The 23,699-nt window shown below is 74.4% G+C and carries 19 protein-coding genes; 4 read left to right on the top strand and 15 right to left on the bottom strand.

Going from position 1 to position 23,699, the window contains the following annotated elements:
- The first annotated feature begins 51 nt into the window (after positions 1–51).
- On the top strand, positions 52–996 hold the full coding sequence (locus ACO4JP_RS04395) for a S66 peptidase family protein (RefSeq protein WP_425956170.1): 945 nt from the start codon (positions 52–54) through the stop codon (positions 994–996).
- A gap of 35 nt (positions 997–1,031) precedes the next feature.
- Here the strand turns inward: ACO4JP_RS04395 and ACO4JP_RS04390 are convergent, their stop codons facing one another.
- The 4 genes from ACO4JP_RS04390 to ACO4JP_RS04375 form a co-directional block, all read right to left on the bottom strand.
- Positions 1,032–2,708: a PQQ-binding-like beta-propeller repeat protein gene (locus tag ACO4JP_RS04390; protein WP_425956169.1), complete on the bottom strand. Its 1,677-nt coding sequence runs from the start codon at positions 2,706–2,708 to the stop codon at positions 1,032–1,034.
- 112 nt (positions 2,709–2,820) lie between these two features.
- Positions 2,821–4,527 (bottom strand): PQQ-binding-like beta-propeller repeat protein, encoded by a 1,707-nt coding sequence (locus tag ACO4JP_RS04385; RefSeq protein WP_425956168.1) that lies wholly within the window; start codon positions 4,525–4,527, stop codon positions 2,821–2,823.
- A gap of 78 nt (positions 4,528–4,605) precedes the next feature.
- The gene (locus tag ACO4JP_RS04380) at positions 4,606–5,016 is read right to left on the bottom strand and encodes a RidA family protein (RefSeq protein ID WP_425956167.1); all 411 of its coding nucleotides are present in this window, start codon (positions 5,014–5,016) and stop codon (positions 4,606–4,608) included.
- A gap of 85 nt (positions 5,017–5,101) precedes the next feature.
- Positions 5,102–5,377: a LuxR C-terminal-related transcriptional regulator gene (locus ACO4JP_RS04375; protein ID WP_425956166.1), complete on the bottom strand. Its 276-nt coding sequence runs from the start codon at positions 5,375–5,377 to the stop codon at positions 5,102–5,104.
- 173 nt (positions 5,378–5,550) lie between these two features.
- Here ACO4JP_RS04375 and ACO4JP_RS04370 point away from each other — a divergent pair, with 173 nt between their 5' ends.
- Entirely contained in the window at positions 5,551–6,633 is a 1,083-nt protein-coding gene (locus ACO4JP_RS04370; RefSeq protein WP_425956165.1) for an RDD family protein, read from the top strand.
- 69 nt (positions 6,634–6,702) lie between these two features.
- Positions 6,703–7,152 (top strand): GNAT family acetyltransferase, encoded by a 450-nt coding sequence (locus tag ACO4JP_RS04365; RefSeq protein ID WP_425956164.1) that lies wholly within the window; start codon positions 6,703–6,705, stop codon positions 7,150–7,152.
- Position 7,153: 1 nt separating this feature from the next.
- On the opposite strand, the gene ACO4JP_RS04360 is transcribed toward ACO4JP_RS04365, so the two are convergent.
- Complete coding sequence (locus ACO4JP_RS04360) at positions 7,154–8,809, bottom strand: PQQ-binding-like beta-propeller repeat protein (protein ID WP_425956163.1); 1,656 nt, start codon at positions 8,807–8,809, stop codon at positions 7,154–7,156.
- Between the two features lie 44 nt (positions 8,810–8,853).
- Positions 8,854–10,680, bottom strand: a complete 1,827-nt coding sequence (locus tag ACO4JP_RS04355; RefSeq protein ID WP_425956162.1) for an ABC-F family ATP-binding cassette domain-containing protein — start codon at positions 10,678–10,680, stop codon at positions 8,854–8,856.
- A 156-nt stretch (positions 10,681–10,836) separates the two neighbouring features.
- On the opposite strand from ACO4JP_RS04355, the gene ACO4JP_RS04350 reads away from it, so the two are divergent.
- The gene (locus tag ACO4JP_RS04350; RefSeq protein ID WP_425956161.1) at positions 10,837–11,838 is read left to right on the top strand and encodes an acetylxylan esterase; all 1,002 of its coding nucleotides are present in this window, start codon (positions 10,837–10,839) and stop codon (positions 11,836–11,838) included.
- A gap of 13 nt (positions 11,839–11,851) precedes the next feature.
- On the opposite strand, the gene ACO4JP_RS04345 is transcribed toward ACO4JP_RS04350, so the two are convergent.
- The 9 genes from ACO4JP_RS04345 to ACO4JP_RS04305 form a co-directional block, all read right to left on the bottom strand.
- The gene (locus ACO4JP_RS04345) at positions 11,852–12,811 is read right to left on the bottom strand and encodes a 4-(cytidine 5'-diphospho)-2-C-methyl-D-erythritol kinase (protein WP_425956160.1); all 960 of its coding nucleotides are present in this window, start codon (positions 12,809–12,811) and stop codon (positions 11,852–11,854) included.
- The gene (gene rsmA, locus ACO4JP_RS04340) at positions 12,808–13,701 is read right to left on the bottom strand and encodes a 16S rRNA (adenine(1518)-N(6)/adenine(1519)-N(6))-dimethyltransferase RsmA (RefSeq protein WP_425956159.1); all 894 of its coding nucleotides are present in this window, start codon (positions 13,699–13,701) and stop codon (positions 12,808–12,810) included. The genes ACO4JP_RS04345 and rsmA overlap by 4 nt, the downstream gene beginning before the upstream one ends.
- A gap of 59 nt (positions 13,702–13,760) precedes the next feature.
- Positions 13,761–15,110, bottom strand: a complete 1,350-nt coding sequence (locus ACO4JP_RS04335; RefSeq protein ID WP_425956158.1) for a G5 domain-containing protein — start codon at positions 15,108–15,110, stop codon at positions 13,761–13,763.
- Between the two features lie 325 nt (positions 15,111–15,435).
- Positions 15,436–16,713: a transglycosylase family protein gene (locus tag ACO4JP_RS04330; RefSeq protein ID WP_425956157.1), complete on the bottom strand. Its 1,278-nt coding sequence runs from the start codon at positions 16,711–16,713 to the stop codon at positions 15,436–15,438.
- A gap of 160 nt (positions 16,714–16,873) precedes the next feature.
- A complete protein-coding gene (locus ACO4JP_RS04325; RefSeq protein ID WP_425956156.1) occupies positions 16,874–18,175 on the bottom strand; it encodes a transglycosylase family protein in 1,302 nt (433 codons plus the stop codon).
- A 143-nt stretch (positions 18,176–18,318) separates the two neighbouring features.
- The gene (locus ACO4JP_RS04320) at positions 18,319–19,443 is read right to left on the bottom strand and encodes a ubiquitin-like domain-containing protein (RefSeq protein ID WP_425956155.1); all 1,125 of its coding nucleotides are present in this window, start codon (positions 19,441–19,443) and stop codon (positions 18,319–18,321) included.
- A 212-nt stretch (positions 19,444–19,655) separates the two neighbouring features.
- Positions 19,656–20,657, bottom strand: coding sequence for a TatD family hydrolase (locus ACO4JP_RS04315; RefSeq protein WP_425956154.1), 1,002 nt, complete (start codon positions 20,655–20,657; stop codon positions 19,656–19,658).
- A 63-nt stretch (positions 20,658–20,720) separates the two neighbouring features.
- Complete coding sequence (gene metG / locus ACO4JP_RS04310; RefSeq protein ID WP_425956153.1) at positions 20,721–22,340, bottom strand: methionine--tRNA ligase; 1,620 nt, start codon at positions 22,338–22,340, stop codon at positions 20,721–20,723.
- Positions 22,341–22,368: 28 nt separating this feature from the next.
- Positions 22,369–23,655, bottom strand: coding sequence for a PQQ-dependent sugar dehydrogenase (locus ACO4JP_RS04305; protein ID WP_425956152.1), 1,287 nt, complete (start codon positions 23,653–23,655; stop codon positions 22,369–22,371).
- Positions 23,656–23,699 lie beyond the last annotated feature (44 nt).

The following is a 23,699-nucleotide window of genomic DNA, read 5'->3' as shown; positions in this document are numbered from 1 at the left end:
GATGCTCGAGGGGATGGGGACGACGATGGCGGTGGCGACACGATGAGCGACGTGGCTCTGACACCCGGGATGCGGCCGCCCCGCCTGCGCGAGGGCGACGTCGTGGCCGTCGTCTCGCCGTCGAGCCCGGTGGACCCGGCCCGCACCGACGCCGCGGTGACCCTGCTGCGGTCGTGGGGGCTCGAGGCACGCGTGATGCCGCACGTGCTCGCCGTCGACCCGGCGCTCCCGTACCTCGCCGGCACCGACGCGCAACGGGCCGCGGACTTCGCCGAGGCCTGGCTCGACCCGGACGTGCGCGCCGTCTTCTGCACGCGCGGCGGGTACGGGGCCCAGCGGCTCGTCGACCTCGTGGACTGGTCCGCGCTGCGAGGCGCGGACCCGAAGGTGTTTGTCGGGTTCTCGGACGCGACGGCGCTGCACCAGGCGGTCGCCTCGCGGATCGGGCTGGCGTCGCTGTACGGGCCGATGGTCGCGGGCGAGAAGTTCCTCGCCACGGCGACGGCCCAGGAGCAGCTGCGGGCGACGCTGTTCGAGCCGGAGACGGTGCAGGTGCTGCGGCGGCCGTCGGCCCATGCGGTCGGGGCCCCGAGCGGGTCGGTCTCCGGCGTGACGACGGGCGGCTTCCTCGCCCTGCTCGGGACGTCGCTCGGCACGCCGTCCACCCTGCCCGGCGCGCGCGGAGGGCTGGTCCTCCTCGAGGACGTCGATCGACCTGCCCCCGTCGTCGACGCGCTGCTCACACAGCTGCGCCGCTCGGGCTGGCTCGACGGCGCCGCCGGGGTGGTGCTCGGGTCGTGGGCCGGGTGCGGACCGGTGGCGGAGATCGAAGACGTCGTGGCCTCGGTGCTCGGGCCGCTCGGGCTGCCGATGATCGGCGAGCTGGGCTTCGGGCACGGTGACGACCCGCTGACCGTGCCGCTGGGGGTCGAGGCGGAGCTCGACGCCGGCTCGGCGAGCCTCACGCTCGCCGAGCCGGCGCTGGGGCGGCGCTGAGCCGCTGCTCGTATCGCTCCCTGGCGCCGGCAGCGCTACCCGAGCCCCACCACCGCATCCGGGTCGAGCCGCACCAGGTGGCCGGCGATCGCCGCCGGCCAGCCTTCCGTCGACGTCGCGGTCCACGCCACGTGCCCCGTGGCGAGGTCGAACGCCGTCCACCGCAGGTTCGGCGCGCTCGGCGCGCCGGTCTCGTCGGGAAGCGTCTCGACCAGGACGGCGCGGCGGCCGTCCGTCAGCACGTCGAAGATCGCGGCGGGGCCGGTCTGGGCGCTGGCGCCCAGGTCGGGGTCGGACTCCCAGAACGGGTTCTTCCACCGGGTGCGACCCGTCCGGGCGTCGAGGGCCACCAGCTCGTCGCCGGACACGAGCAGCACGGTAGAGGCGGTGCGCGCCAGCAGGGGCGTGCCCGCGACGACGCGGGTGGTCCAGCGTTCCGCGGCGCTCTGGGCATCGAACGCCGACAACGCCGCCACCCGGTGCGTGAGGACGACCGTGGCGGGCGTTCCGTCCGACGCCCACGGGTTGTCGGCGGCGCCGGGCACGTCACCGACGACGGTGCCGTCGTCGCGGAAGAGGCGCGAGGTCACGTCACCGGAGCCGCCGGGCACTGCGTCGTCCGTGAGCTCGACGGCGTAGCCGACACCGTCCAGCGGCTGCACCGCCCGGTTCCAGAGCCGGTAGCCCGGGGCGAACGGGTTCTTGCCGTGGAGCAGCGCCCCCGTGGCGAGGTCGAGCGTGGCGTCGAGGCCGCACGCCGCGACCCACACGGTGCGCGCGCCGAGCTCGACGTGCGGCGAGGTGTCCAGGTCGAGGTGGAGCGACGCGTCCTCGCCCGTCCCCGTGAGGCAAAACCCTGCATCCCAGAGCGCAGTGCCCGCGGGAGCCGTGCGCCCCTCCAGGACCGCCTGCCACACGGTGCCTCCGGTGACGGCGTCCTCGAGGCTGACCTGCGCACCGCGGGTCACGAGTGGGCCGTCGAGGGTGTACGGGAGGACGCCGTCGCGCAGCCCCGGCACCGAGGAGGGCGACCCGTCCTGCTCGACACGCAGCAGCGTCCCGTCGGGGGCGGGGAACAGCGTCTCGTCCGCTCCCCGCCCCTCGATCGGGCGCGTGCTCGTGACCGTCCCGTCCGAGCCGACGACCACCACGTGGTCCAGCGCGGTCCCGGTCACGCAGACCAGCTCGTCGGCCGTGCCGACGCGGTCCTGGTGCGGCTCCGCCAGTGCGGAGCCCCCGCCGCAGGTCAAGGCGCCGGGGACGGTGGTGGTCCAGCGCGCCCTGCCGTCCGTCAGGCTCACGCCCTCGAGCGTGATCCCGTCGGTGCCCTCGGAGACGTCGGCCGGCTGCGCCGCGACGACGAGCAGCCCGCGCATGACCGCGACCGGTCTCGGGTGGTCGAGCTCGACCCGCCACCGCGCACGCGGAGCGTGGTCCAGGGCGACGACGCCGCCGGACGCCGTCGCGAGGCGAGCCGCGACGCGGTGGTCGCGGACGGCGACGACGCCGACCCCTGCACCGAGCGCCAGTGCGGCGACCGCTGCCGCGGCGATCACCCGGCGGCGCGGCACCCTGCGGAGCGTGTCGCGCAGACGCGAGCGGGGCACGTCGGGCGCATCGGGGCCCCCGGCGTCGCCCTCGTCGGGCGGGAGCTCGGCGCCGGGCACGAGCTCGATGGCGACCATGTCGCCGCGGGCACGTCTGCGGGCCACGCCCGCACAGTAACGCGTGCACGGGGGTCCGGCGCTGCGTCGGCGACCGCCCCGGACGACGCTCGCTCGCGACCCCTCTCGACGCGGTCGAGGAGGGTCGGTGTCCGCCCGCCTATCCCAGGGCGACCAGCCGGTCGGCGTCGAACCGGTACAGGTGCCCGGCGATCGCCATCGGCACCGCGTCGCGGCTCCTCGTCGTCCACGTGCGGTCCCCGCTCGCGAGGTCGTAGGCCGTCCAGGTCTTGACCGGCCGGGCCGTGCCGGCGCTGACGTCGTCGGGCTGCTCGGTGACGACGACGACGCGCGTGCCGTCGGTGAAGGCGGCGTCGACGACGAACTCCCGCAGGGCGTCCGGAGCATCGCCGGTGGGGAGGACCGGGCGTGTCCACCGGGTGCTGCCCGTCAGGGCGTCGAGCGCGACGACCTCCTCGTCGCGCTGGACCGCGACAGTGTCGTCGGTGAGCGCGAGCTCGGTGCCGAACGCGCCCGGGACGGTCCACAGCTCGGACACGTCGGCCCGGCGGTAGCCGGTGAGGCCCGTGGTCCGCTGCGTGACGAGCAGGCCGGGCGACGCCTCGTCGGTCGCGAACGGGCTGAGGAGGGTGCCCTGTACGTCACCCACGACGCTCCTGTCGTCGGCGAAGACGCGCGATGCAGGGTCGACGGCGACGTCCGCCGAGGCGGGCGCGGCCGCGTCGGCGCCCGCGCCGGTGGGCAGCGACTCCGTGTAGCCGCCCCCGACGAGCATCTGCATCTCACCCGACCCGAGGTCGCCGCTGCCGAACGGCGGGCGGGTGCTGAGGACGTCGCCGGTGTCCAGGTCGAGAGCCGCGTCGATGCCGCACGTCCGCACCCAGAGCTGGTGAGCGAACTGGCTCGACACGGAGCCCCCCGAGGCAAAGACCGGCCCGCCGTCGACCTGGCCGACACACATCCCGCCCGTGACTTCACTGCCCGCGGCCAGGGTGGCCCCGTTCAGCGACTGGTCCCACAGCACGTCACCACTGACGGCGTCCTCACGCCAGACGTGCAGGCCACCTGCCGTGAACGGGCCCTGGAGGGTCCACGGGCCGTCATCCTCGGCGTCGTCCGCCTCGACCGGCACGAGCGCGGGGGCCTGCATCGCCGAGTCGGACTGGGCCAGGTGCAGAAGAGTGGCGTCCCCCGCGGGGAACACGAACTCCAAGGCGCCCTGCGTCTCGAGCAGGCGGTCGGCGAGCACCCGCCCGCCCGCGTCGACCACGGTGACCCCGGGCTGCCCCCCGACGACCGTCATGCACACGAGGCGGTCCGCTGTGCCCACCGTCGCAGTGCCTCCCGAGGCGTCGGCACCGTCACACCGATCCGCGTTCGGCAGGCGGCTCGTCCACCGCACCTTGCCGTTGTCCGGACTCACACCGTGCAACGTCAGGCCTCGGGCGCCGCCCGTGCTCTCGGCCACCACCAGCAGCCCGTCCATCACCGCCAGCGGCATCGGGTTCTTCAGGTCGACGGCCCACCGCTCGCGGGGTGCTCGCCCCAGGTCGACGACGGCGCCCGGCACGCCCACGAGGCGTGCGGCCTGGCGGTGGTCGCGCACGTCGTCGGCCTTCGCAGTCCCGGCGACGACGACCAGCACCGCCACCGCGACAACGGCGAGGAGCCGGCGGTGCGGGATCATGCGGACCACGGCGGCGAGGCGGGACCGCGCGGCGGCCAGGCGCTCCCCGCGGTGCGACGGGGTCTCCGCGGTGACGTCGTCGGGCACGCCCTCCACCAGCTCGTCGTCGGGCACGAGGTCGAAGGCGACGATGCTGCTGGAGGCGCGTCTGCGGGCCACGCGCGCACAGTAGCGGCTCGGCGTCCGCTAGGCGCTGCGTCCTCGACGGTTCCGGGAAACCCTCAGTTTCGACGTCCCTCAGTCGGGCAGAGCGGCGGTGAGGTCGACCTCGACGAGCTGCCCACCGAAGCCGAGCCGAGCAACACCCAGCAGCGTGCTCGCGGTGGTGAACGCCGGCCCGATCGCCGAGCTGGTCAGGCGGTGCCAGGCGGCGCCGAGAACCTCGACGTCGTCGCTCACCACGTAGATCACCGAGCGGACCACGTGCTCGGGGCGTGCGCCGACCGCCCCGAGCGCCGCGAGGGCGTTGGCTACCACCTGGTCGATCTGGGCGTCGAGGTCGCCGCGACCGACCAGCGTCCCGGCCGGGTCCAGCGGGCACTGCCCTGCCAGGTGGGCCGTCCGGCCCGCCTCGACGACGGTGACGTGGCTGTACCCGGGGGTCGGGTGAAGCTCGGCGGGGTTGAGGCGCGTGATCTCGGAGGCCATGCGCGAGAGTCTGGCGGAACTTGCTCTTGACGTCGTCTGCTTACGCAGTAACTATTCCTTTCCCCGCAGTGGCTGACGACGCTGCTCATCGTCGGCGGGGCCGGCCTTCTCGCGCTCGCGGCGGCGTGGATCGCCGCGGCCCTCGCGCCGACCGAGTCGCGGCCGGACCTGGCCACCCTCGCGGCCGTCGGCTCCGCGCCGAGCACGCGGAAGCGGATCGTGGCCGCGCAGGCGGGGACGATCGCCGCGATCGGCGCGGTGCTCGGCTCGACGAGACGACGTTGCGGACCGTCTTGCCCGACAGGAACAGCTCCCGGGCGATCGCGTCGTTCGAGCGCCCTGCCGCGAGCAGCCCGAGCACCTCGCGCTCGGCACTTCCTTTCGAGGTGGTCTTGCCGATGACCTGAGGCTGCCGGGCCGAGTGTCCCGCCGGACAGGGACAACGCGGCAAGACCGGTCCCGAGCGGGGGGACACGGCGTCCCGAGCCGCCCGGACTGGGCAAAGGGAGGGTGCTTTCTGCCAAGATCCAGCCCATGACCAGCATCGCGGCGGTTACGCCGCCGCCCGCGCCGCCGTGGGACGCCGCCTCGGAGCCCGTCGCGTCGCCGCCCCAGGTGGCCTACGCCTCGTGGAGGCGCCGGGTGGTGGCCACACTGCTCGACGACGGCCTGCTCGGCGGCCTGACGTGGCTGGCGCTCGGGGACGGGGTGGACGCCCCGAGCCTCGCGCCCGTGTTCAGCTCGAACGCGGCGCCGGACGCGGCGTCGTGGTGGCACTCGCTGTGGGTGGTCGGCGGCTTCGTCGTGCTGCTGGGGCTGCAGTCGGACACCGGGTGGACGCCCGGAAAGCTCGTGGCGGGCATCGCCGTCGTGCGCGAGCGGGACCTGCGGCCGGCAGGGTTCCTGCGCAACCTTGCGCGGGTCGGCGCGCACCTGCTCGACGCGATCCTGATGATCGGCTACCTGCGGCCGCTGTGGGAGCCGAAGCGGCGCACGTTCGCCGACACGATGCTCGAGACGGTCGTCGTACGGCGACGGCCCGAGAGGCTGGCCCGCGGGTGGGAGTTCGCGCTGACGGCCGCTGCGCTGGTGCTCTGCCTCGTCGGGGCGGGCCTCCAGACCTCCTGGTCGGGCTGGAGCAAAGACGTCGTGAGCGGGCACCAGGTGTGCACGGCCGTGGCCGCCGGGGACGGTGCCGCGGCCGTCGCCCGCTCGGCCTTTGTGGGGCTCGACGGGCGCGAGACGCAGGGTGTCGAGCGACGCCTCTGGATCAGCCACCCGGTCCGGACGGCGCGCTCGTACACCGCTACCTGGCACTGGGACGAGACGCTGACGGCGACGGGCGACCTCGCGATCGAGACGACCGTGACCGGCACCGGCGGCGGCGCGGTGACCGGGCGGGTGGGGATCGCAGGCCGCTCCTCTGAGGTCACCACCGTCGAGGCGACGCAGTCCGGGTCCGGGCCGGTGCTGACGACGGCGAGCTCCTCGGTCGGCGGGGAGCAGACGCCGGCGCTGGGCGACACGGTCGACGTAGCGACGTCTTTCCTCGTGGACGGGCAGCCGGTGGCGACGTGCTCGGTGGCCGGGTTCACTCTGGACCAGAGGGTGCCGTAGCTCTCGCGCTCAGCCCAGGGGGACCACTCTGGTCGAGGGGGAAGTCCGCCATGCCGGTAGCCTGCCGGGGTGACCGCGCTCGATGCCACCACCTCAGCCCTCGTCTTCGCCGAGATCACCGACGACGACGTCCCCGCCGTCGTCGCGCTCTGGCACGAGTGCGGCCTGACCCGCCCGTGGAACGACCCGGCGCTCGACATCGCGGACGCTCGGCTCAGCCCGACGTCGACGGTGCTGGCCGCGCGGGCTCCGGCGAGCGAGGGCGGCGCCGTCGTCGCCTCGGTCATGGCGGGCTACGACGGTCACCGCGGCTGGCTCTACTACGTCGCCGTCTCGCCCGGCCTGCAGGGCAGCGGGCTGGGCCGCGCCGCCGTCTCCGCGGGCGAGGAGTGGCTGCGCGCGGGCGGCGCCCGCAAGGTGCAGCTCATGGTGCGCACCACCAACGCGCAGGCGCTGGGCTTCTACGACCGGCTGGGGTACGAGGAGCAGTCGACGACGGTCCTCGGCCGCTGGTTCTGACCTACCCGAGCGCGACCACCGCGTCGGCGCCGACCTCGTAGAGCCTCCCCCCGATCGACTGCGGCAGGGGCCCCCTCCGCTCGACCCTCCACAGGAGCTCGCCCGTGGAGAGGTCCAGGGCGTGCAGCCACACGTCTCCGTTGCCGTCGCCGTCGAGGAACCCGCCGTTGAGCAGCCCCACGAGCACCACACGGTGCCCGTCGGTGAACGCTCTGACGAGCTGCTCCGGGTGCCCGCTGGAGTCCGGCTCCGGCGCGAGCACCGGTCGGTTCCACAGCTCGCGCCCCGTCCGCGGCGCGAGCGCGACGACGTCGCCGCCGACCGCGACCACCAGGACGCGCGCCGAGCGGGCGATCGGGACCGCGCCCTGCGAGGCGTGGACCCACAGCTTGGTGGCGTCGGCGGGGTCGAAGGCGGCGAGGCCCTGCAACCCGTTCGTCAGCAGCACGTCCGCAGGCGACCCGTCCGTCGACGAGGGCAGCGCCACCGGACCGACGACGTCGCTGACGAGCGAGCCGTCCTCTCGCCAGATCCGATCCACCTCGACACCGGACCCGTCCGACGGCAGCCTCGTCGCATAGCCGGCGCCGTCGAGCGGGACCGCCCCCGGGTCCCAGCCGGCGGACGGGTCGAACGGGTCGACCCTCTGCACGATCGCGCCCGTCGCGAGGTCGACCGTGGCGGCGATCCCGCACGCACGGAGCGAGACGCGCCGCGCGCCGATGTCCGAGGAGAGCCCGCTCTGGTCGTCGACCGTCTCGACCTCGGCGGCGTCGGCGGACCAGTGGCTGCACAGGTACATCGTGTCGATCGCGGTGCCCGCCGGTGCGGACGACCCGGGGACCGTGGCCGCCCAGCGCTCGGCGCCGGTCTGGGCGTCCTCGAGCCGCACGCGCAGGTCCCGGGTCGCGAACGCGGCACTCAGGGCGCCGTCGACGAACGGTGGAGCGGGGACGGGCGAGCCGACACGGCTGACCCGCAGCACCGCCCCCGGTACCGCCAGGGCGACCTCCCCGGCCGTGCGCCCACGGAGGGCGCGCTCCGCCGTCACCCGGCCGCCCTCGCCGACGACGACGACGCGACCGCCCGCCGGGCCGGTCAGGCAGACCAGCTCGGCGGCGGTCCCGACGTCCCGCCCCCAGCCCGTGGGGCCAGGCGCGGTGCCGCAGCTGCGCGCACCCCCGACCGTCGTGGACCACCGCACGTGTCCGTCGTCCGGGTCCAGTGCCTTCAGCGTGAGCCCGTCGCCGATGCCGGAGCCGGTCGTCGACGCGCGCTCCGAGACGACGAGCAGGCCGTCCATCAGCGCGAGCGGCTCCGGGTGGTCGATCTCGGTCCGCCAGAGCCGCGCGGGGGCGTGCGCGAGGCTGACGACGCCGCCGGGCGCGGTGGCGACCCGGGCACGAAGCGTCTGGTCGTGAACGGCGTCGACCACGCGGACGGCCCCGAACCCCGCGACCGCGAGGCCTACGAGAGTCCCCGCGACGACGAACCTCCGCCGCGGGCTCCAGGCCCTGACGGTGCGGGCGACGCGGCCCGCCACCGACGGCCGAGGGTCCGTCCCGCGGGCGTGCGCATCGTCCGGCACGCCAGACGGCGCCTCGTCCTCGGGCTCGAGGTCGAAGGTGACAGTCGCGCGGACGTCACGATGCTTCACCAGCGAACGCTAGCCCCGCGTTCCCCCCGGCGAAAGCGGTCTGGTCAGCCGACGGTCTCCGCGGCCTCGAGCCACTCCAGCTCGAGGTTCTCGCGCTCGTCCGCGAGCGCCCGCAGCGTTGTGTCGAGCTCGGCAACCGAGTCGAAGTTGGTGGGGTCGGCGGCGATCTTGTCGTGGAGCTTCGCCTCGTCGTCGGCGATGCGCGACAGGCGGCGCTCGATGCGGGCGAGGTCCTTGCGGGCCTGGCGGACGTCGGCAGCCGACGCCGCCGGGGGTGCCGCGGCGAGCGCGCCTGCCGGCACCGCACCCGCGCTCTCGGTCGACGGAGTCCCGGCCGCCGAGGCCGCGCGCGGCCTGTCGCCGGCCGACGCGGCCGCCCGCAGCTCCAGGTACTGGTCCACCCCGCCCGGCAGGTGCCGCAGCCGCCCGTCGAGGATGGCGTACTGCTGGTCGGTCGCCCGCTCGAGCAGGTAGCGGTCGTGCGAGACGACGATGAGCGTCCCGGGCCAGGAGTCGAGCAGGTCCTCCATCGCGGCGAGCATGTCGGTGTCGACGTCGTTGGAGGGCTCGTCGAGGATGAGCAGGTTGGGCTCGGACAGGAGCACGAGCAGCAGCTGGAGCCGCCGCTTCTGACCGCCGGACAGTTCCCGCACGCGTGCGGACAGGTGCTCGCGCGCGAACCCGAGGCGCTCGAGCAGCTGGGCGGGTGTGAGCTCCTTGCCGTCGATCTCATAGGTGGTGCGGGTGCGGGCCAGCACGTCGCGGACGCGGTCGTCGGCGATGTCCTCGAGGTGCGTGAACTGCTGGTCCAGCACTCCGAGCCGCACGGTCTTGCCCTGCTTGACCCGCCCGGTGGTCGGCGCGAGCGTGCCGGCGATCAGCGCGAGCAGCGTCGACTTCCCGGCGCCGTTGGCGCCCAGGATCGCCGTCCGCTCGCCGGGGGCGATGTGCCACTCGATCCCCTCGAGGATCGGGCGCCCGTCGAACGCGACACCGGCGTCGAGCAGGTCGACGACGTCCTTGCCCAGCCGGGCGACGGCCAGCCGCGACAGCTGCAGCGCGTCGCGCGGCGGCGGGACGTCTGCGATCAGGTCGTTGGCGGCGTCGATGCGGAACTTGGGCTTCGACGTCCGGGCGGGCGCCCCGCGGCGCAGCCACGCAAGCTCCTTGCGCATGAGGTTCTGCCGCTTGGCCTCGACGGCTGCCGCCTGCCGGTCGCGCTCGACACGCTGCAGCACGTAGGCCGCGTACCCGCCCTCGAACGGCTCGACGATGCGGTCGTGGACCTCCCAGGTGGCGGTGGCGACCTCGTCGAGGAACCAGCGGTCGTGGGTGACGATCAGCAGCCCGCCCTGGTTCTTCGGCCAGCGCGACTTCAGGTGGGAGGCGAGCCACGCGATGCCCTCGACGTCGAGGTGGTTGGTGGGCTCGTCGAGCATCAGCACGTCCCACTCGCCCACGAGCAGCGCCGCGAGCGCCACCCGGCGCCGCTGCCCGCCGGAGAGCGTGCCCAGCCGTGCCTCCCAGGACAGGTCCGGGACGAGCCCGTTGATGACGTCGCGCACGGCGGAGTCCCCGGCCCACTCGTGGTGCGGCCGGTCGCCGACGACGGCGTGCCCGACGGTCGCGTCGTCGTCGAGCGTGTCCGCCTGGTCGAGCACACCCACCCGCACGCCGCCGCGGCGGGTCACGCGGCCGCCGTCGGGCTCGATGCGCCCGGCGAGCATCCCCAGCAGCGACGACTTGCCGTCGCCGTTGCGCCCGACGATGCCGATGCGGTCGCCCTCGTCGATGCCGAGGGTCACCGAGTCGAACACCACGCGCGTCGGGTATTCCAGGTGCAGGGCTTCCGCCCCGAGGAGATGTGCCACCGGACAAGGGTACGGACCCGGGACGCCGCACCCGAACGACCGTCGAGCGTCCCGGTCTGCTCCGCCATAGGGCTCGACGCGTGACGTTCCGGGCCGCTCGCCCTTCCTCGATACAGTCGGGCTCTCACCACCGACGCATCATCGGAAGGACCCCCCATGGCCCAGTTCGACCTGCCGCTCGAGGAGCTCGAGCGGTACGCCCCCGACGTGGTCTGCCCGGCCGACCTGGTGGAGTTCTGGACGACGACGGTGGGCGAGGCCCGCGCGACCGCCGACGCTCCCCTCCTCAAGCGCGTCGAGACCGGCCTCACCGAGGTCGTGGTCGACGACGTGACGTTCCCCGGGTTCGGCGGCCACCCCATCAAGGCCTGGCTGCTGCGCCCCGCGCGCCACGACGCCCACACCGATGCACCCCTGCCGGCGGTCGTCGAGCTCATCGGCTACGGCGGCGGCCGCGGGCTGCCGCACGAGCACCTGGCGTGGGCCGCGGCCGGCGTCGCGCACCTGGTCATGGACACGCGCGGGCAGGGCGGGCACTGGGGCGGCGGCGGTGAGACGCCCGACCCGGTGGGCCGCAGCGCGGGCGTCGCCGGCTTCATGACGGCCGGCATCGAGGACCCGCACGACCACTACTACCGCCGCTTCTACACCGACGGCGTCCGCGCCGTCGACGCCGTGCGGCAGGTCCCGGGGATCGACCCGGCGCGCGTCGCCGTGACGGGCACCAGCCAGGGTGGCGGCGGGACCATCGCGGTCGCGTCGCTGCTGTCGATGGCGGGCGACGACGTCGCTGCCGCCATGCCGAACGTGCCGTTCCTGACGCACTTCCGCCGGGCCGTGCAGATCGTCGACTCGCACCCGTACCGCGAGATCACGCAGTACCTGTCGGTGCGCCGCGACCCGGACGTCGAGGCGACCGTGTGGCGCACGCTCGCCTACCTCGACGGCGCGAACCTGGCGCGGCACGCGACGGCGCCGGCCCTCTTCTCGGTGGCCCTCATGGACATGACGTGCCCGCCGTCGACGGTCTATGCGGCGTACAACGCCTGGGGCACGACGGACAAGAAGATCGACGTCTACCCGTACAACGACCACGAGGGCGGCCAGGCCTACCGGTTCGCCCCGGAGCTCGCCTGGTTCCGCACCCGCACCGCCTGAGGCCGGCCCCGCGTCAGGACGTCTGGCGGGCTCCGTGGGCCGGGCCGGTCGTCGTCCAGACCGTGTCGGCCGCGCCCTCCGCCGTCCACGTCGCGGCGATCGCCAGCGCGTGCTGACGGGAGCGGGCCAGGGCTGCGACGGTCGGGCCCGAGCCCGAGACGATCGCGCCGAGCGCGCCCGTCTCGTGCGCGATCTCGAGGGTCCGCGCCAGCTCCGGGCGCAGCGAGAGCGCCGCGTCCTGCAGGTCGTTGTGCAGGGCGGCGCCGAGCGCCGTCGGGTCACCCGCGCGCAGGGCCTGCATGAGCGCCGTGTCGTCCTCGAGCCCCACAGGCGGCGCCCCGCCCTGCGTGAGCTCGTCGAACGCCGCGAACACGGCCGGCGTGGACAGCCCCCGGTCCGAGGCGCCGAACACCCAGTGGAACTCGCCGCGCGTCATCGCGGGCGTGAGCAGGTGCCCGCGCCCGGTGCCGACGGCGGTGTGCCCGAGCAGGCAGAACGGCACGTCGGAGCCGAGCTGTGCGGCCAGCTCCACGAGCTCGGAGCGCGGCACGCCCGTCTCCCACAACGCGTCGCACGCCACGAGCGCCGCGGCGGCGTCGGCCGAGCCGCCCGCCATGCCCCCGGCGACCGGCACGCCCTTGCGCACGTGCAGCGCGACGTCGGGCTCGACGCCGGTGTGCGCGGCGAGCAACAGGGCCGCGCGCCACGCGAGGTTGCTGATGTCGAGCGGGACGGCCGCGGCCTGGGGGCCGTCGACCGTCAGCGAGACGCCGGAGCCGGGGAGCACCTGCGTGGCGGTGACCTCCTCGAACAACGCGACCGCCTGGAACACGCTGACGAGCGGGTGGTAGCCGTCGTCCTGCAGGGCGCCGACGCGCAGCGAGAGGTTGACCTTGCCGGGGGCGCGGACCCGCGCCGAGGGCGGCGGCGCGGCGGTCAGGCGTGCGAAGGGCGTCGTCCCAGGGTGGTTCACGCCTCCACCGTGCCAGGGGGTGTGGGGCGCTGCACGCCGTCGAGCGCCCACCGCTCCGCGATGCGCGCGAACTCCACGACGCCGAGCGTCTCGCCGCGCGCTGTCGGGTCGACGCCGGCCGCGCGCAGGGCGACCTCGGCCGCAGCGCCGGACCCGAACAGCCCGGACAGCGCCGCGCGCAGCGTCTTGCGCCGCTGCGCGAACGCGGCGTCGACGACGGTGAACACCTGCTGGCGGGTCGCCGTGGTGGGCGGCGGGTCGCGCCGCTCGAGCGCCACCAGCGCCGAGTCCACGTTGGGCATCGGCCAGAACACGCTGCGGCTCACGTTCATCGAGCGCCACGCCCGCGCGTACCACGCGGCCTTGACCGACGGGATGCCGTAGATCTTCGAGCCGGGGGTGGCGGCGATCCGGTCGGCGACCTCGGCCTGGACCATGACCAGGACGCTCTCGAGCGACGGGAACCGCTCGAGCATGGTCAGCAGCACCGGCACCGCGACGTTGTACGGCAGGTTGGCCACGAGCGCGGTGGGCGGCTCCCCCGGGAGCGACGTGACGTCGAGCGCGTCGGACAGCACGACCTCGAAGTCGGCACCCGGGAGGTGCGCCTGCACCGTGGCGGCGATCTGCCCCGCCAGCACCGGGTCGATCTCGACGGCGACGACGGAGGCCCCGGCCTCGAGCAGCCCGAGCGTCAGCGAGCCGAGCCCTGGGCCCACCTCGACGACCCGCTGCCCGGGCTGGACGCCCGCCGCGCGCACGATCTTGCGGACCGTGCCGGCGTCGTGCACGAAGTTCTGGCCGAGCGTCTTGGTGGGGCGAACGCCCAAACGCCCTGCCAGCTCGCGGATCTCCGCGGGGCCGAGCAGGGCGCCTGGGGTGTGAGTCATGCAGCGAAGCCTACCGAGCCAAGGGTTTCGGCAGGCTCAGCTGCGGTCTGGGTCGCGGCTCAGTACCAGCCGGACGACTGGGAGTGGCCCCACGCGCCGCACGGCGTGCCGTAGGTGCCGGCGATGTAGTTGAGGCCCCACGTGATCTGCGTGGCCGCGTTGGTGCGCCAGTCGGAGGCGACCGAGCCCATCTTCGAGCCGGGCAGCGCCTGCGGGATGCCGTACGCCCCCGAGGACGGGTTCTGCGCGTTGGGGTTCCAGCCGGACTCCCGCTGGAAGAGGGAGTCGAGGCACTGCCACTGCGACCCGGTCCAGCCGCGCGCGGCGGCGAGCTGCTGGCCGATGGCACGCGGGGAGCCGGACATGGTCGGGCCCGACGAGCCGGAGCTCGTGCTGGAGCCCGAGCCTGAGCCCGAGCTCGAGGTGCTCGGGGCGGCCGCGACGGGACGCGCCTTGGTGCCCTTCGCGATGATCTTCGGGACGGGCTGCGTCGTGACGTCGTCGGACTTGACGGTGCGCGACTTCTCGACGCCGTCGACCGTCACGACCGACTCGACGACGGTGCGAACGCCGTTCTTGCCCTGCTGGGCGACCTTCGACTCGCCCTGGTACAGCGAGGCGTCGTCCTTGGTCTGCGTCTCGAACGCGACCGCAGACCTGGTGGTGACGTTCTTGGTGACGACCTGCTGCACGACGACGGCGACGCCGGCGCCCTTCGCGGCGGCCGGCTTGATGCCGGCGTCCGCGATGTCGAGGATGCGGACCGTGTCCTGCCTGCCGAGCTTGACGCCGGCGGTGGCGAGCACCGCGTCGAGGCCGCTGCGGCCGTCCGGGACGACGGTGGTCTTGCCGTCCGCGACGACCGCGACCGGACCCTTGGCGTCGAGCCGGAGCGCGAGGCTCGCGCGGTCGGCGGAGCGCGACGCGACGAGCGCGACGTCGTTCCCGCGGGTCCTGAGGGCGGCGAGCGCCTCGTCGGCGTCGAGCGCCGTGACCCAGGTGGGCGACTGCTTGCCGTCGGTCTGGACGGTGAGCTCGCGCCCGTAGCGCACGACGACGTCGGCCCCGTCGGTCAGCGGCTGGTCCGTGGCGGGGCTGACGAGGTCGTGCTCGCCGAGGCGCACGCCGCGCGCGTCGAGCAGGCCCTGGACGGAGCCTGCGAACGTGGAGATCGTGGTGGTGTGGCCGTCGACGTCGAGGGTGACGTTCTTGTGGGCGCCTGCATAGGCGACGGCTCCGCCGGAGACGGCGAGCGATGCGGCCACGAGCCCCGCGACGAGGGGCAGCCTGTGGCTGCGCACACTGCGGCGCTGGGCGGGAGTGTCGGTGGTGGAGGTGGTGGACGGGGCGCTGTCGACGACGTTCGGCTCGGTCAGGGTCGCCGTCGTCTCGGGTGCTGTGTAGGTCACTGAGTTCCAGACGTCGTGCTCTCCGGGCACGGGAGGACGAGCAAGGGCCCACGGGGACCTCCGCACCCACGCCTCCGGGCGCGCGCACGGCCCCTGGGAGGGAGCCGCGAGTGCGGACTCGACCGGCCGATCCGGCGGTCGCGACCCGGGATCCGGGCCGGTCAGCGCGCTGCGGGAGGCTGGCAAGCCGGGCTCAGTGCCCTACACCACTACCCGTTCGAACGTGCGCGAGACACTCGACCGTAACCGAGTTGTTATTGGAGCCCAAATCTCTGAGGCCGATCGTGGCGAACGCCACGCGACGCCCGGCCGATCGATTTGCGCCTCACAGGAGCCCGAGCTTGCGCGCGCAGGCGGGCCACTGACCCCAGCCCGAGCGCGCCTGGAGCGCCTGGGCGCGTTGGGTCTGCTCGGCGGGCGACGCCCCCGAGGGCAGGCCCGACCCGCCCAGCGAGCGCCACGTCGAGACCGTGAACTGGTAGAGCCCGAAATAGAGCCCGTTCGACGAGACGGCGTCCGCGCGACCGCCCGACTCGCACTGCGCGAGCGCGGCCCAGACGTCGCCCGAGGGTGGGGCGGGTGGGGCGGCCGGTCCGGGCTGCGCAGGCGAAGGCTGCTGAGGCGAAGGCTGCTGGGTGCCTGCGTGCGAGCCGGTGGGGACCGGCGGCGGCGCGACCGGCCGCTCCTTGGTGCCGACCGCGACCACCTCGTCGACGGGCGCCTTCGTGTCGCCCTCGGAGAGGAGAAGGCGGCCGGTCACGGTCCCGTCGACGGTCGTCACGCGCTCCACGCGCGTGTGCACGCCGGCGACGCCGGCCTGTACCAGCGTCGGGGCGAGGTCGGAGTACCGCGTGGGGTCCCGCTTCTCGACGTGCTGGAACGGGATGGGCGAGGTCTGCGCACGGTCCTTCGTCTCGACGCGCTGCACCCACAGCGCGACCTCGGCTCCCTTGGCTCCCGCGGCATCGGCGTCGCGCGCGTCGACGACGCTCACGAGGTCGTCGGCGTCGACGCTCACGCCGGCGCGGTCGAGCAGCGCCTCGATGCCCTTCCCCGAGTCCGGGACGGTGCGGGTGCGGCCGTCGGCGACGACGGCGACCGCGCCGCCGTCGGCCGCGAGCGGCAGCGGGAGCGCGGCGCGGTCCCCCGACCGTGACGCCATCAGGCGCACGTCGGCGCCGCGCGCGGAGAGCCGCCGCAGGGCGTCGTCGGCGTCGACCGCCGTCACCCACGTCGTGGTCTTCTTGCCGTCGGTCTCCACGGTGAGCCGGCGCCCGTACCGCACGACGACGTCGGCGCCGTCGCGCAGCCTGGCGCCGAGGCCGGGGGCGACGGCGTCGCGCTTGCCCAGGCGGACACCCTGGCCGCGCAGCAGCCCTTCGACGGAGCCGGCGAAGGTCGACACGCGCGTCACCTGCCCGTCGACGTCGAGCGTGACGGTCTTGCGCGCGTCCGCCACGGCTCCGGTGGCGGCTCCCGCGAGGAGCGCGACGGCGGCGAGGCCGGCCGCGAGACCTCGCCGGAGGCCGCGCCGAGCGGGTCGCTCGGGCTCCTCGGCGAGGGGCACGAGCACGGGCGGGACGGCGTTCTTGGGTGCGGCCACGCTGGTCCTTGCGGTCGTGCCGTCCGGCGCTGGCCGGGCGGGCTCGGGCACACAGGGTCCCGGTGACCGTAACCGCATCGTGATCTGACGCCAAGCGAAGGGGTGTCGTTATCCTCCGGTTTGTCCCGTGGCTTCCCTTATCTCACCGCGTGTGCCGGGCTCAGCGGACGCCGATCTGACGCGAGCACGAGGGCCACTGGCCCCAGCCCGAACGGGCCTGGAGAGCCACCGCGCGAGCGCGCTGCTCCGCCGGCGAGGCCTGCGACGGCAGCCCCGTGCCGCCCACCGACTGCCAGGTCGCCACCGAGAACTGGTACAGCCCGTGGAACCGCCCACTCGCCGAGACGGCGTTCGGGCGGCCGCCCGACTCGCACCGCGCGAGGGCCACCCAGACGCTCTCCGGGATGCCCCCGCCCGACGTCCGAGCCGGAGCCGGGGCCGGGGCGGGAGCCGGGGCCGGGGCAGGCCGCGCGCGGGTGCCGATCGCCACGATCTCCTCGACCGGCTCACGTGTGCGGGCGTCGCTCACGACCGTCTCCTCGGTGACCTCGCCGTCGACGGTGGTCACCCGCGTCACGCGCGTGTGCTCGCCCTCGACGCCGGCCTGGACCACCTGCGGAGGCAGGTCGGAGTAGCGGTTCGCGTCGCGCTGCTCGGTACGGCCGAACGGCACCGCCGTCGTCTCGGCGACCTCGTGGGTCTCGACGCGCTGCACGACCACCGCGACCCGGGCGTCGCCCGCATCCTCGATGCTCGCCCCGGCCACGTCGACGACGCTGACCTGGTCGTCGTCGTCGACCTCGAGGCCGGCGACGGAGAGCAGGCTCTCGATGCCGTCGTCGTACCGGAGCGTCTGCGTCTCGCCGTCGGCGACCACCGCGACGTCGCCGTTCTCGGCATCGAGGGGCAGCGGCACCTCCACGCGGTCGCCGGAGCGCGAGGCGACGAGGCGCACGTCCCCGCCGCGTCCGGCGAGCCGTGTCAGCGCGTCGCCCGCGTCGAGGGCGGCGACCCAGACGTCGGCCGGCTCGCCGTCGACCTCGAGCGCGAGCTGGCGGCCGATCCGGACCACGACCTCGGCGCCGTCGAGCAGCGCCGCGTCGGCCGCCGGGGTGACGGCGTCGTGCTCCGCGAGCTCGACGCCGGCGTCGCGCAGCAGCCCGTCCACCGAGCCGGCGAACGTGGTGAGGGCCTTGACCTCGCCGTCGACGTCGAGCGTGACGGACTTGCGGGCCTCCGCGAGCACGAACCCGCCCGCGGCCACTGCCACGGCGGTCAGCCCGGCCGCCAGTGCGGTGCCGCGGTGGCGACGGCGCTTGGCGATGCGCGCGAAGGCCCGGGTCACGGGCCGGGCCTCCTCGTCGGCCCCGGGCGCCGTCTCCCCGACGGGAGCTCCCAGGGCGGACGTCGGGTCGAGGTCGGGGGTGTCGGTGTCTGTCATACGGTCGGGGTTCGCGGTCACGCGGATCCTGACGTCGGCGCCCCGTCGGACGGGTACGCGGTGGGCACGGGCGGTGGCGACCGTAGCCAGGGCGCCTACACCGGCCCAAGACCGCCGGGGCGATGCGACCGCTTCCGCGGCGCTCGCTGATCGGTCTGTCCGGCTCAGTACCAGCCGGTGTCCATCGAGTGCGACCACGCCCCGCACGGCGTCCCGTAGCGGCCCGCGATGTAGCCCAGACCCCACGTGATCTGCGTGGCGGCGTTGGTACGCCAGTCGGCGCCCGCGGACCCCATCTTCGAGCCGGGCAGCGCCTGCGGGATGCCGTACGCGCCCGAGGACGCGTTCTGGGCGTTGACCCGCCAGCCGGACTCCTTGGTCCAGAGCTTGTCGAGGCATGCGAACTGGTCCGCGCCCCAGCCGCGCTCGGCCATCAGCGCCTGCGCCGTCGCCTTCGCGGTGCCCGGGGTGACCACCACCGTGGCGGGGTCCATCGTCCCGACGACGATGATCTCGGTGCGCGGCTCGCGCGTCACGGTGCGCGACACGACCGTGCGCTCCACCTCCGCACCGCCGAGCGAGCGCGTCGCGTACGTCGTCACCGCCTCGCCCGGACGGCCCGTGGTGCGCACGTGCTGGTAGCCCCGTGGCAGGGCCGGCTCCTCGATGGTCTTGGTCTCGAACGGCAGCACCTCGGTCACGGTGTCTGCGCCGGTCGATCCGCGCGAGACGAGCACGACCATGCCGTCCGCGGCGGCCGCACCGAGCGGCACCGAGGTCGCGTCGGCGTCCGCGAGGGTGATCCCGGCGTCGGCGAGCACGTCGCGGACCGTCGCCTGGGTGGTGCGGATGGGCAGCACCGAGCCGTCGACGGCCACGTTGACGGTCTTCATCGTCGAGACGCGCACCGGCTCGCGACCGAGCGGCTCCGAGCGCGACGCCGTCGCGACGGCGCCGTCCCCACGCGCACCGAGCGCGGAGATGAGGTCGCCGACGGTCAGCGCGGTCGTGGTGAACGTGCTCGACCGCCCGTCGACCTCGAAGGTCACCTCACGCGACGAGCGCACCACGATCGTGCCGCCGTCCGCGACGGGGGCGCTCTGGTCGGGCGTCACCTCGTCGCCGCGGAGGACGGTCAGTCCCTGGAAGTGCAGCACGTCCCCGACGGTGCGGCCGTAGGCCGAGACACGGCGGATCTGCCCGTCGTCGTCGATGGTGACCGTCTTGTGCGCCGCGGTGAGCCCGTAGGTGGACCCGGCGAGGCCGAGGACGACGAGGGCGTGCAGCACCCGGCGCGCCGGACGCGCAGGGCTGGAGGCACGGCGGGGCTGTGGTGATGCGGGACGGTCGGGGCCGGCCGGCGGGGTCGCCGCCCGGCTCTGCTCCTGGAGGCCGGCGCGGCGTGGAGAGGGCCTGGCGAACCGACGGCGATTGCCGCTGGTATGCGCCGCTCGCGCCCTTTGTGCCACGGGAACCAGACCGTAGCCTGTCCGGCCACGACTCACCAAGGACCGTAGACGGACTCGCTGGTCGTCGAGAGGGCCGCGCACACCTGCTCGAGCGGGCGTCCGAGCACGTCGGCCATGGCGCGCACGGTGTGCGCGACGGAGAACGGCGCGTTGGGCTGCCCGCGGAACGGGTGCGGCGTGAGGTACGGCGCGTCCGTCTCGACGAGCACGAGCTCGAGCGGCACGGCGCGGAGCGCCTCGCGGAGATGGTCGTTCGCCTTGTACGTGACGGGCCCGGCAAAGCTGACATACCACGCGTGCTCGGCGCACACCCGGGCCATCTCGACGTCGCCGGAGAAGCAGTGGAACACCGTGCGCTCGGGCGCACCGTCGGCCAGCAGGACGTCGATGACCTGCGCGTGGGCGTCCCGGTCGTGGATCTGCAGGGCGAGGCCGAGCTCCTTCGCGAGCGCGAGGTGCGCACGGAAGCTCTCGCGCTGTACGGCCGCGCCGCGTGGACCTGTACGGAAGAAGTCCAGGCCGGTCTCGCCGATGGCGCGGATGCGCGGGTTGGCCCGGGCGAGGTCGCCGATCTCGGCGATCGCGTCGTCGAGCGGCACGTGGTGGTGCGGCTCGCGCTCGTAGCTCTGCCCGTCGGGGCCGACGTCGTGCGCGTCGGCGTGGAGCACGGCCTCGTTGGGGTGGATGGCGACCGCCCCGACGAGGGCGCGCAGCACGGGCTCCCCCACCTCCCTTTCGCCGTCGTACCTGCTGGCGTTCCGGGGGGCCATTCCGGCATCAGGTACGACGTCGAGCGGGATCTTCCCGCTGAGGAGCGCATCCGTCCAGCGCGCGGACGGGAGGTCGCAGCCCACCTGCACCACGCGGTCGACGCCGGCCGCCGCCGCCCGCGCGACGTGCTCGGCCACCGTGGGTGCCGCGACGTCGTCGGGCAGCACGCCGGCGATCGACTCGAGATGGGTGTGGTTGTCGGCGACCGGGACGGGCAAGGGCTCGGGGTCCGCGGGGAACCCGCGCTCACGCTGACGCGCCACGACTCTCCTTCACGTGTCAGACCCACGGGGCGCTCGAGCGCTCCGTGGGCCTGACAGGTCGACTTAGTTCTCTTCGAGGCGCGGGAACAGGGCCGCGCCCTTGGTCACCCGCGTGCCCGCCGGGAGGACGCCGAAGCTCGCCGCCGAGGCGACCGGCTGGTCTTCCAGGGCGCCCAGCGCGGCCTCCGCGCCGAGCGACTCCCACAGACCCTGCGCCGCCTTGGGCGTCACCGGGTGGAGCAGCACCGCGAGCGCCCGCAGCGCCTCCGAGGCCGTGACCAGCGACGTCGCGAGGCGGCCGCCGTCGACGCCCTGACCGGAGGCGTCGGCCTCGCCCGGCTCCTTGGCCACCTTCCACGGCTGCGTCTCGGTGAGGTACCCGTTGGCGGCGTCGACGAGCGTCCAGACGGCGGCGAGCGCGTCGTGGATCGCGAGGCGGTCGATCGCGGCCTCGGCGTCGGCCACGGCCTTGGCGGCGACCTCCTCGAGCCCCGTCTCGAGGTCCGTCGCGACGCCGGCCGTCGGCAGCGCGCCACCGAAGTACTTGCCGATCATCGCCGCGACGCGCGACGCCAGGTTGCCGAAGCCGTTGGCCAGCTCGCCGTTGTAGCGCGCGACCATGTCCTCCCACGAGAACGAGCCGTCGCCGCCGAACGCGATGGTCCGCATGAAGTAGTAACGGAACGCGTCCGAGCCGAACGTCTCGATGATGTCCGACGGCGCGATGCCGGTGAGGCGGGACTTCGACATCTTCTCGCCGCCCACGAGCAGCCAGCCGTGCGCGAACACCTGGTGCGGCAGCGGCAGGCCCGCGGCCATGAGCATGGCCGGCCAGATGACGGCGTGGAACCGCAGGATGTCCTTGCCGATGAGGTGCACGTTCGCGGGCCAGAGGCGCTCGAACCGCTCCCGCTCGGCCGCGTCGGAGGATCCGTAGCCGACGGCCGTCGCGTAGTTGAGCAGCGCGTCGAACCACACGTAGAGCACGTGCGAGGAGTCCCAGGGGATCGGCACGCCCCAGTCGAACGTGGAGCGCGAGATGGACAGGTCCTGCAGACCCTGCTTGACGAACCCGATGACCTCGTTGCGCGCCGACGCCGGCTGCACGAACTCCGGGTGCTCCTCGTACAGCGCGAGCAGCCGGTCCGCGTACGCGCTCATCCGGAAGAAGTAGTTCTGCTCCGCGAGCATCTCGACCGGCTTGAGGTGGATCGGGCACACCTTCTGCCCCTCGAAGTCGCCCGTGCCGTCGAGCAGGTCGCCCGGGAGCTTGTACTCCTCGCAGCCCACGCAGTACGGGCCCTCGTAGGAGCCCTGGAAGATCTCGCCCTTGTCGTAGAGGTCCTGGAGGAACACCTGGACCGCCGACTCGTGCCGCGCCTGCGTGGTGCGGATGAAGTCGTCGTTGCGGACGTCGAGCGTGTCGAGCACCGGCTCCCACGCCGACTCGACCAGGCGGTCCGCCCACTCCTGCGGGGACACGCCGTTCTTCTCCGCGGTGCGCAGCACCTTCTCGCCGTGCTCGTCGGTTCCGGTGAGGAACCAGACCTCCTCCTGGCGCTGCCGGTGCCAGCGGGTGACGACGTCGGCCGCGACCGTCGTGTACGCGTGCCCGATGTGCGGGGCGTCGTTGACGTAGTAGATCGGCGTCGTGAGGTAGAAGGGCTTCGCAGCGGCGGGCATGCGGCCCATGGTAGTTGGGCGCCGCCCGTCAGCCGGGCGTGATCACCACGTGGAGCAGGCGGTCGTCGCCTGCCCGCGGGCTGCCGCGCCCGTCGGTGTTGTTCGTGAGCACCCACAGCGACCCGTCCGGGTCGGCGACGACGGCGCGCAGCCGGCCCTGGTCGGTGACCAGCGCCTGCGGCTCGCCGATCGCGGCGGTGCCCGCGACCGGGACGGCCGAGGCCCCCGGCGCGGTCGCCAGCGGCACCCGCCAGAGCCGTGCCCCGTGCAGCGACGCGAGGTAGACGGCGTCCGCGGTGACGGCGAGGCCCGACGGCGAGGCGTCGTCCGTGGGCCAGGTGACGAGGGGCTGCACGAACCCGTCGACGACGGCCGGGCCGCCGTCGGGCCCCTCGCTCGGCGTGCCCGAGGCCGCGCCCTCCACGGTGGGCCAGCCGTAGTTGCCGCCGGGGACGATCTGGTTGAGCTCGTCCCACGTGTTCTGCCCGAACTCGCTCGCAAACATCCGCCCCTGGGCGTCCCAGCCCAGGCCCTGCACGTTGCGGTGGCCCAGGCTCCACACGGGCGAACCCCGGAACGGGTTGCCCGGGGCGGGGTCGCCGTCGGGCGTGATGCGCAGGATCTTGCCGTTGAGCGAGCCCTTGTCCTGGGCGGACGGGCCGTCGCCGGCGTCGCCGGTGGTGACGTAGAGGTCACCGTCCGGTCCGAACGCGAGGCGGCCGCCGTCGTGGTTCCCGGCCTTGTGGATGCCGTCGAGCACCGTGGTGAGCTCACCGAGGACCGGGCCGCGCGGCGTCGTCTCCCCGCGCGGGTCGAGGGTGAGCCGTGCGCGCACGACGGCGTTGTCGTCCGCCCCGGTGCGGTACAGGAAGACGGTGAACGGGCCGGTGTCGGAGCTGTCGGTCGCCGCGCCGGCCCGCGGCTGGACGGCGACGCCGAGCAGCCCACCCTCGCCGGCGGGCCTCGTCTGCTCCTGGAGCTGGACGGAGCCTGCGCCGCTGACGGTCGTGACGGACTTGGCGTCCGGGTCGACGACGACGAGGCGGGCGTCGTCGCGCAGCGTCACCAGGAACCGGCCGTCCGGGAGCGGGGCGAGACCCCACGGTGCGCGCAGGTCGGAGACGACGGTCGTGGCGGTGGCGGTCACCGGGCCGACGACGGACGGAGACGGCATCGGCGTCGTGGTCGTGGTGGGGCCGCTCTGCGCCGACGCGGGCGCGGTGGGCTCGACCGGCTGGCCGGCGTCGCAGGCTGCGACGAGCACGAGCGCGACCAGGGCCGCGACCGCCGTCGGGCCTCGCCGTCCCCCGTTCACCTGCCTATCGTCGCCCCCCAGGGCAGGCTCGCCACCTCTGTCGC

This window comes from Xylanimonas sp. McL0601 (assembly GCF_049852175.1).
GTDB lineage: Bacteria > Actinomycetota > Actinomycetes > Actinomycetales > Cellulomonadaceae > Xylanimonas.
Note: the sequence above shows the minus strand (reverse complement) of the source record. Positions and strands in the feature narration are given on the sequence as shown.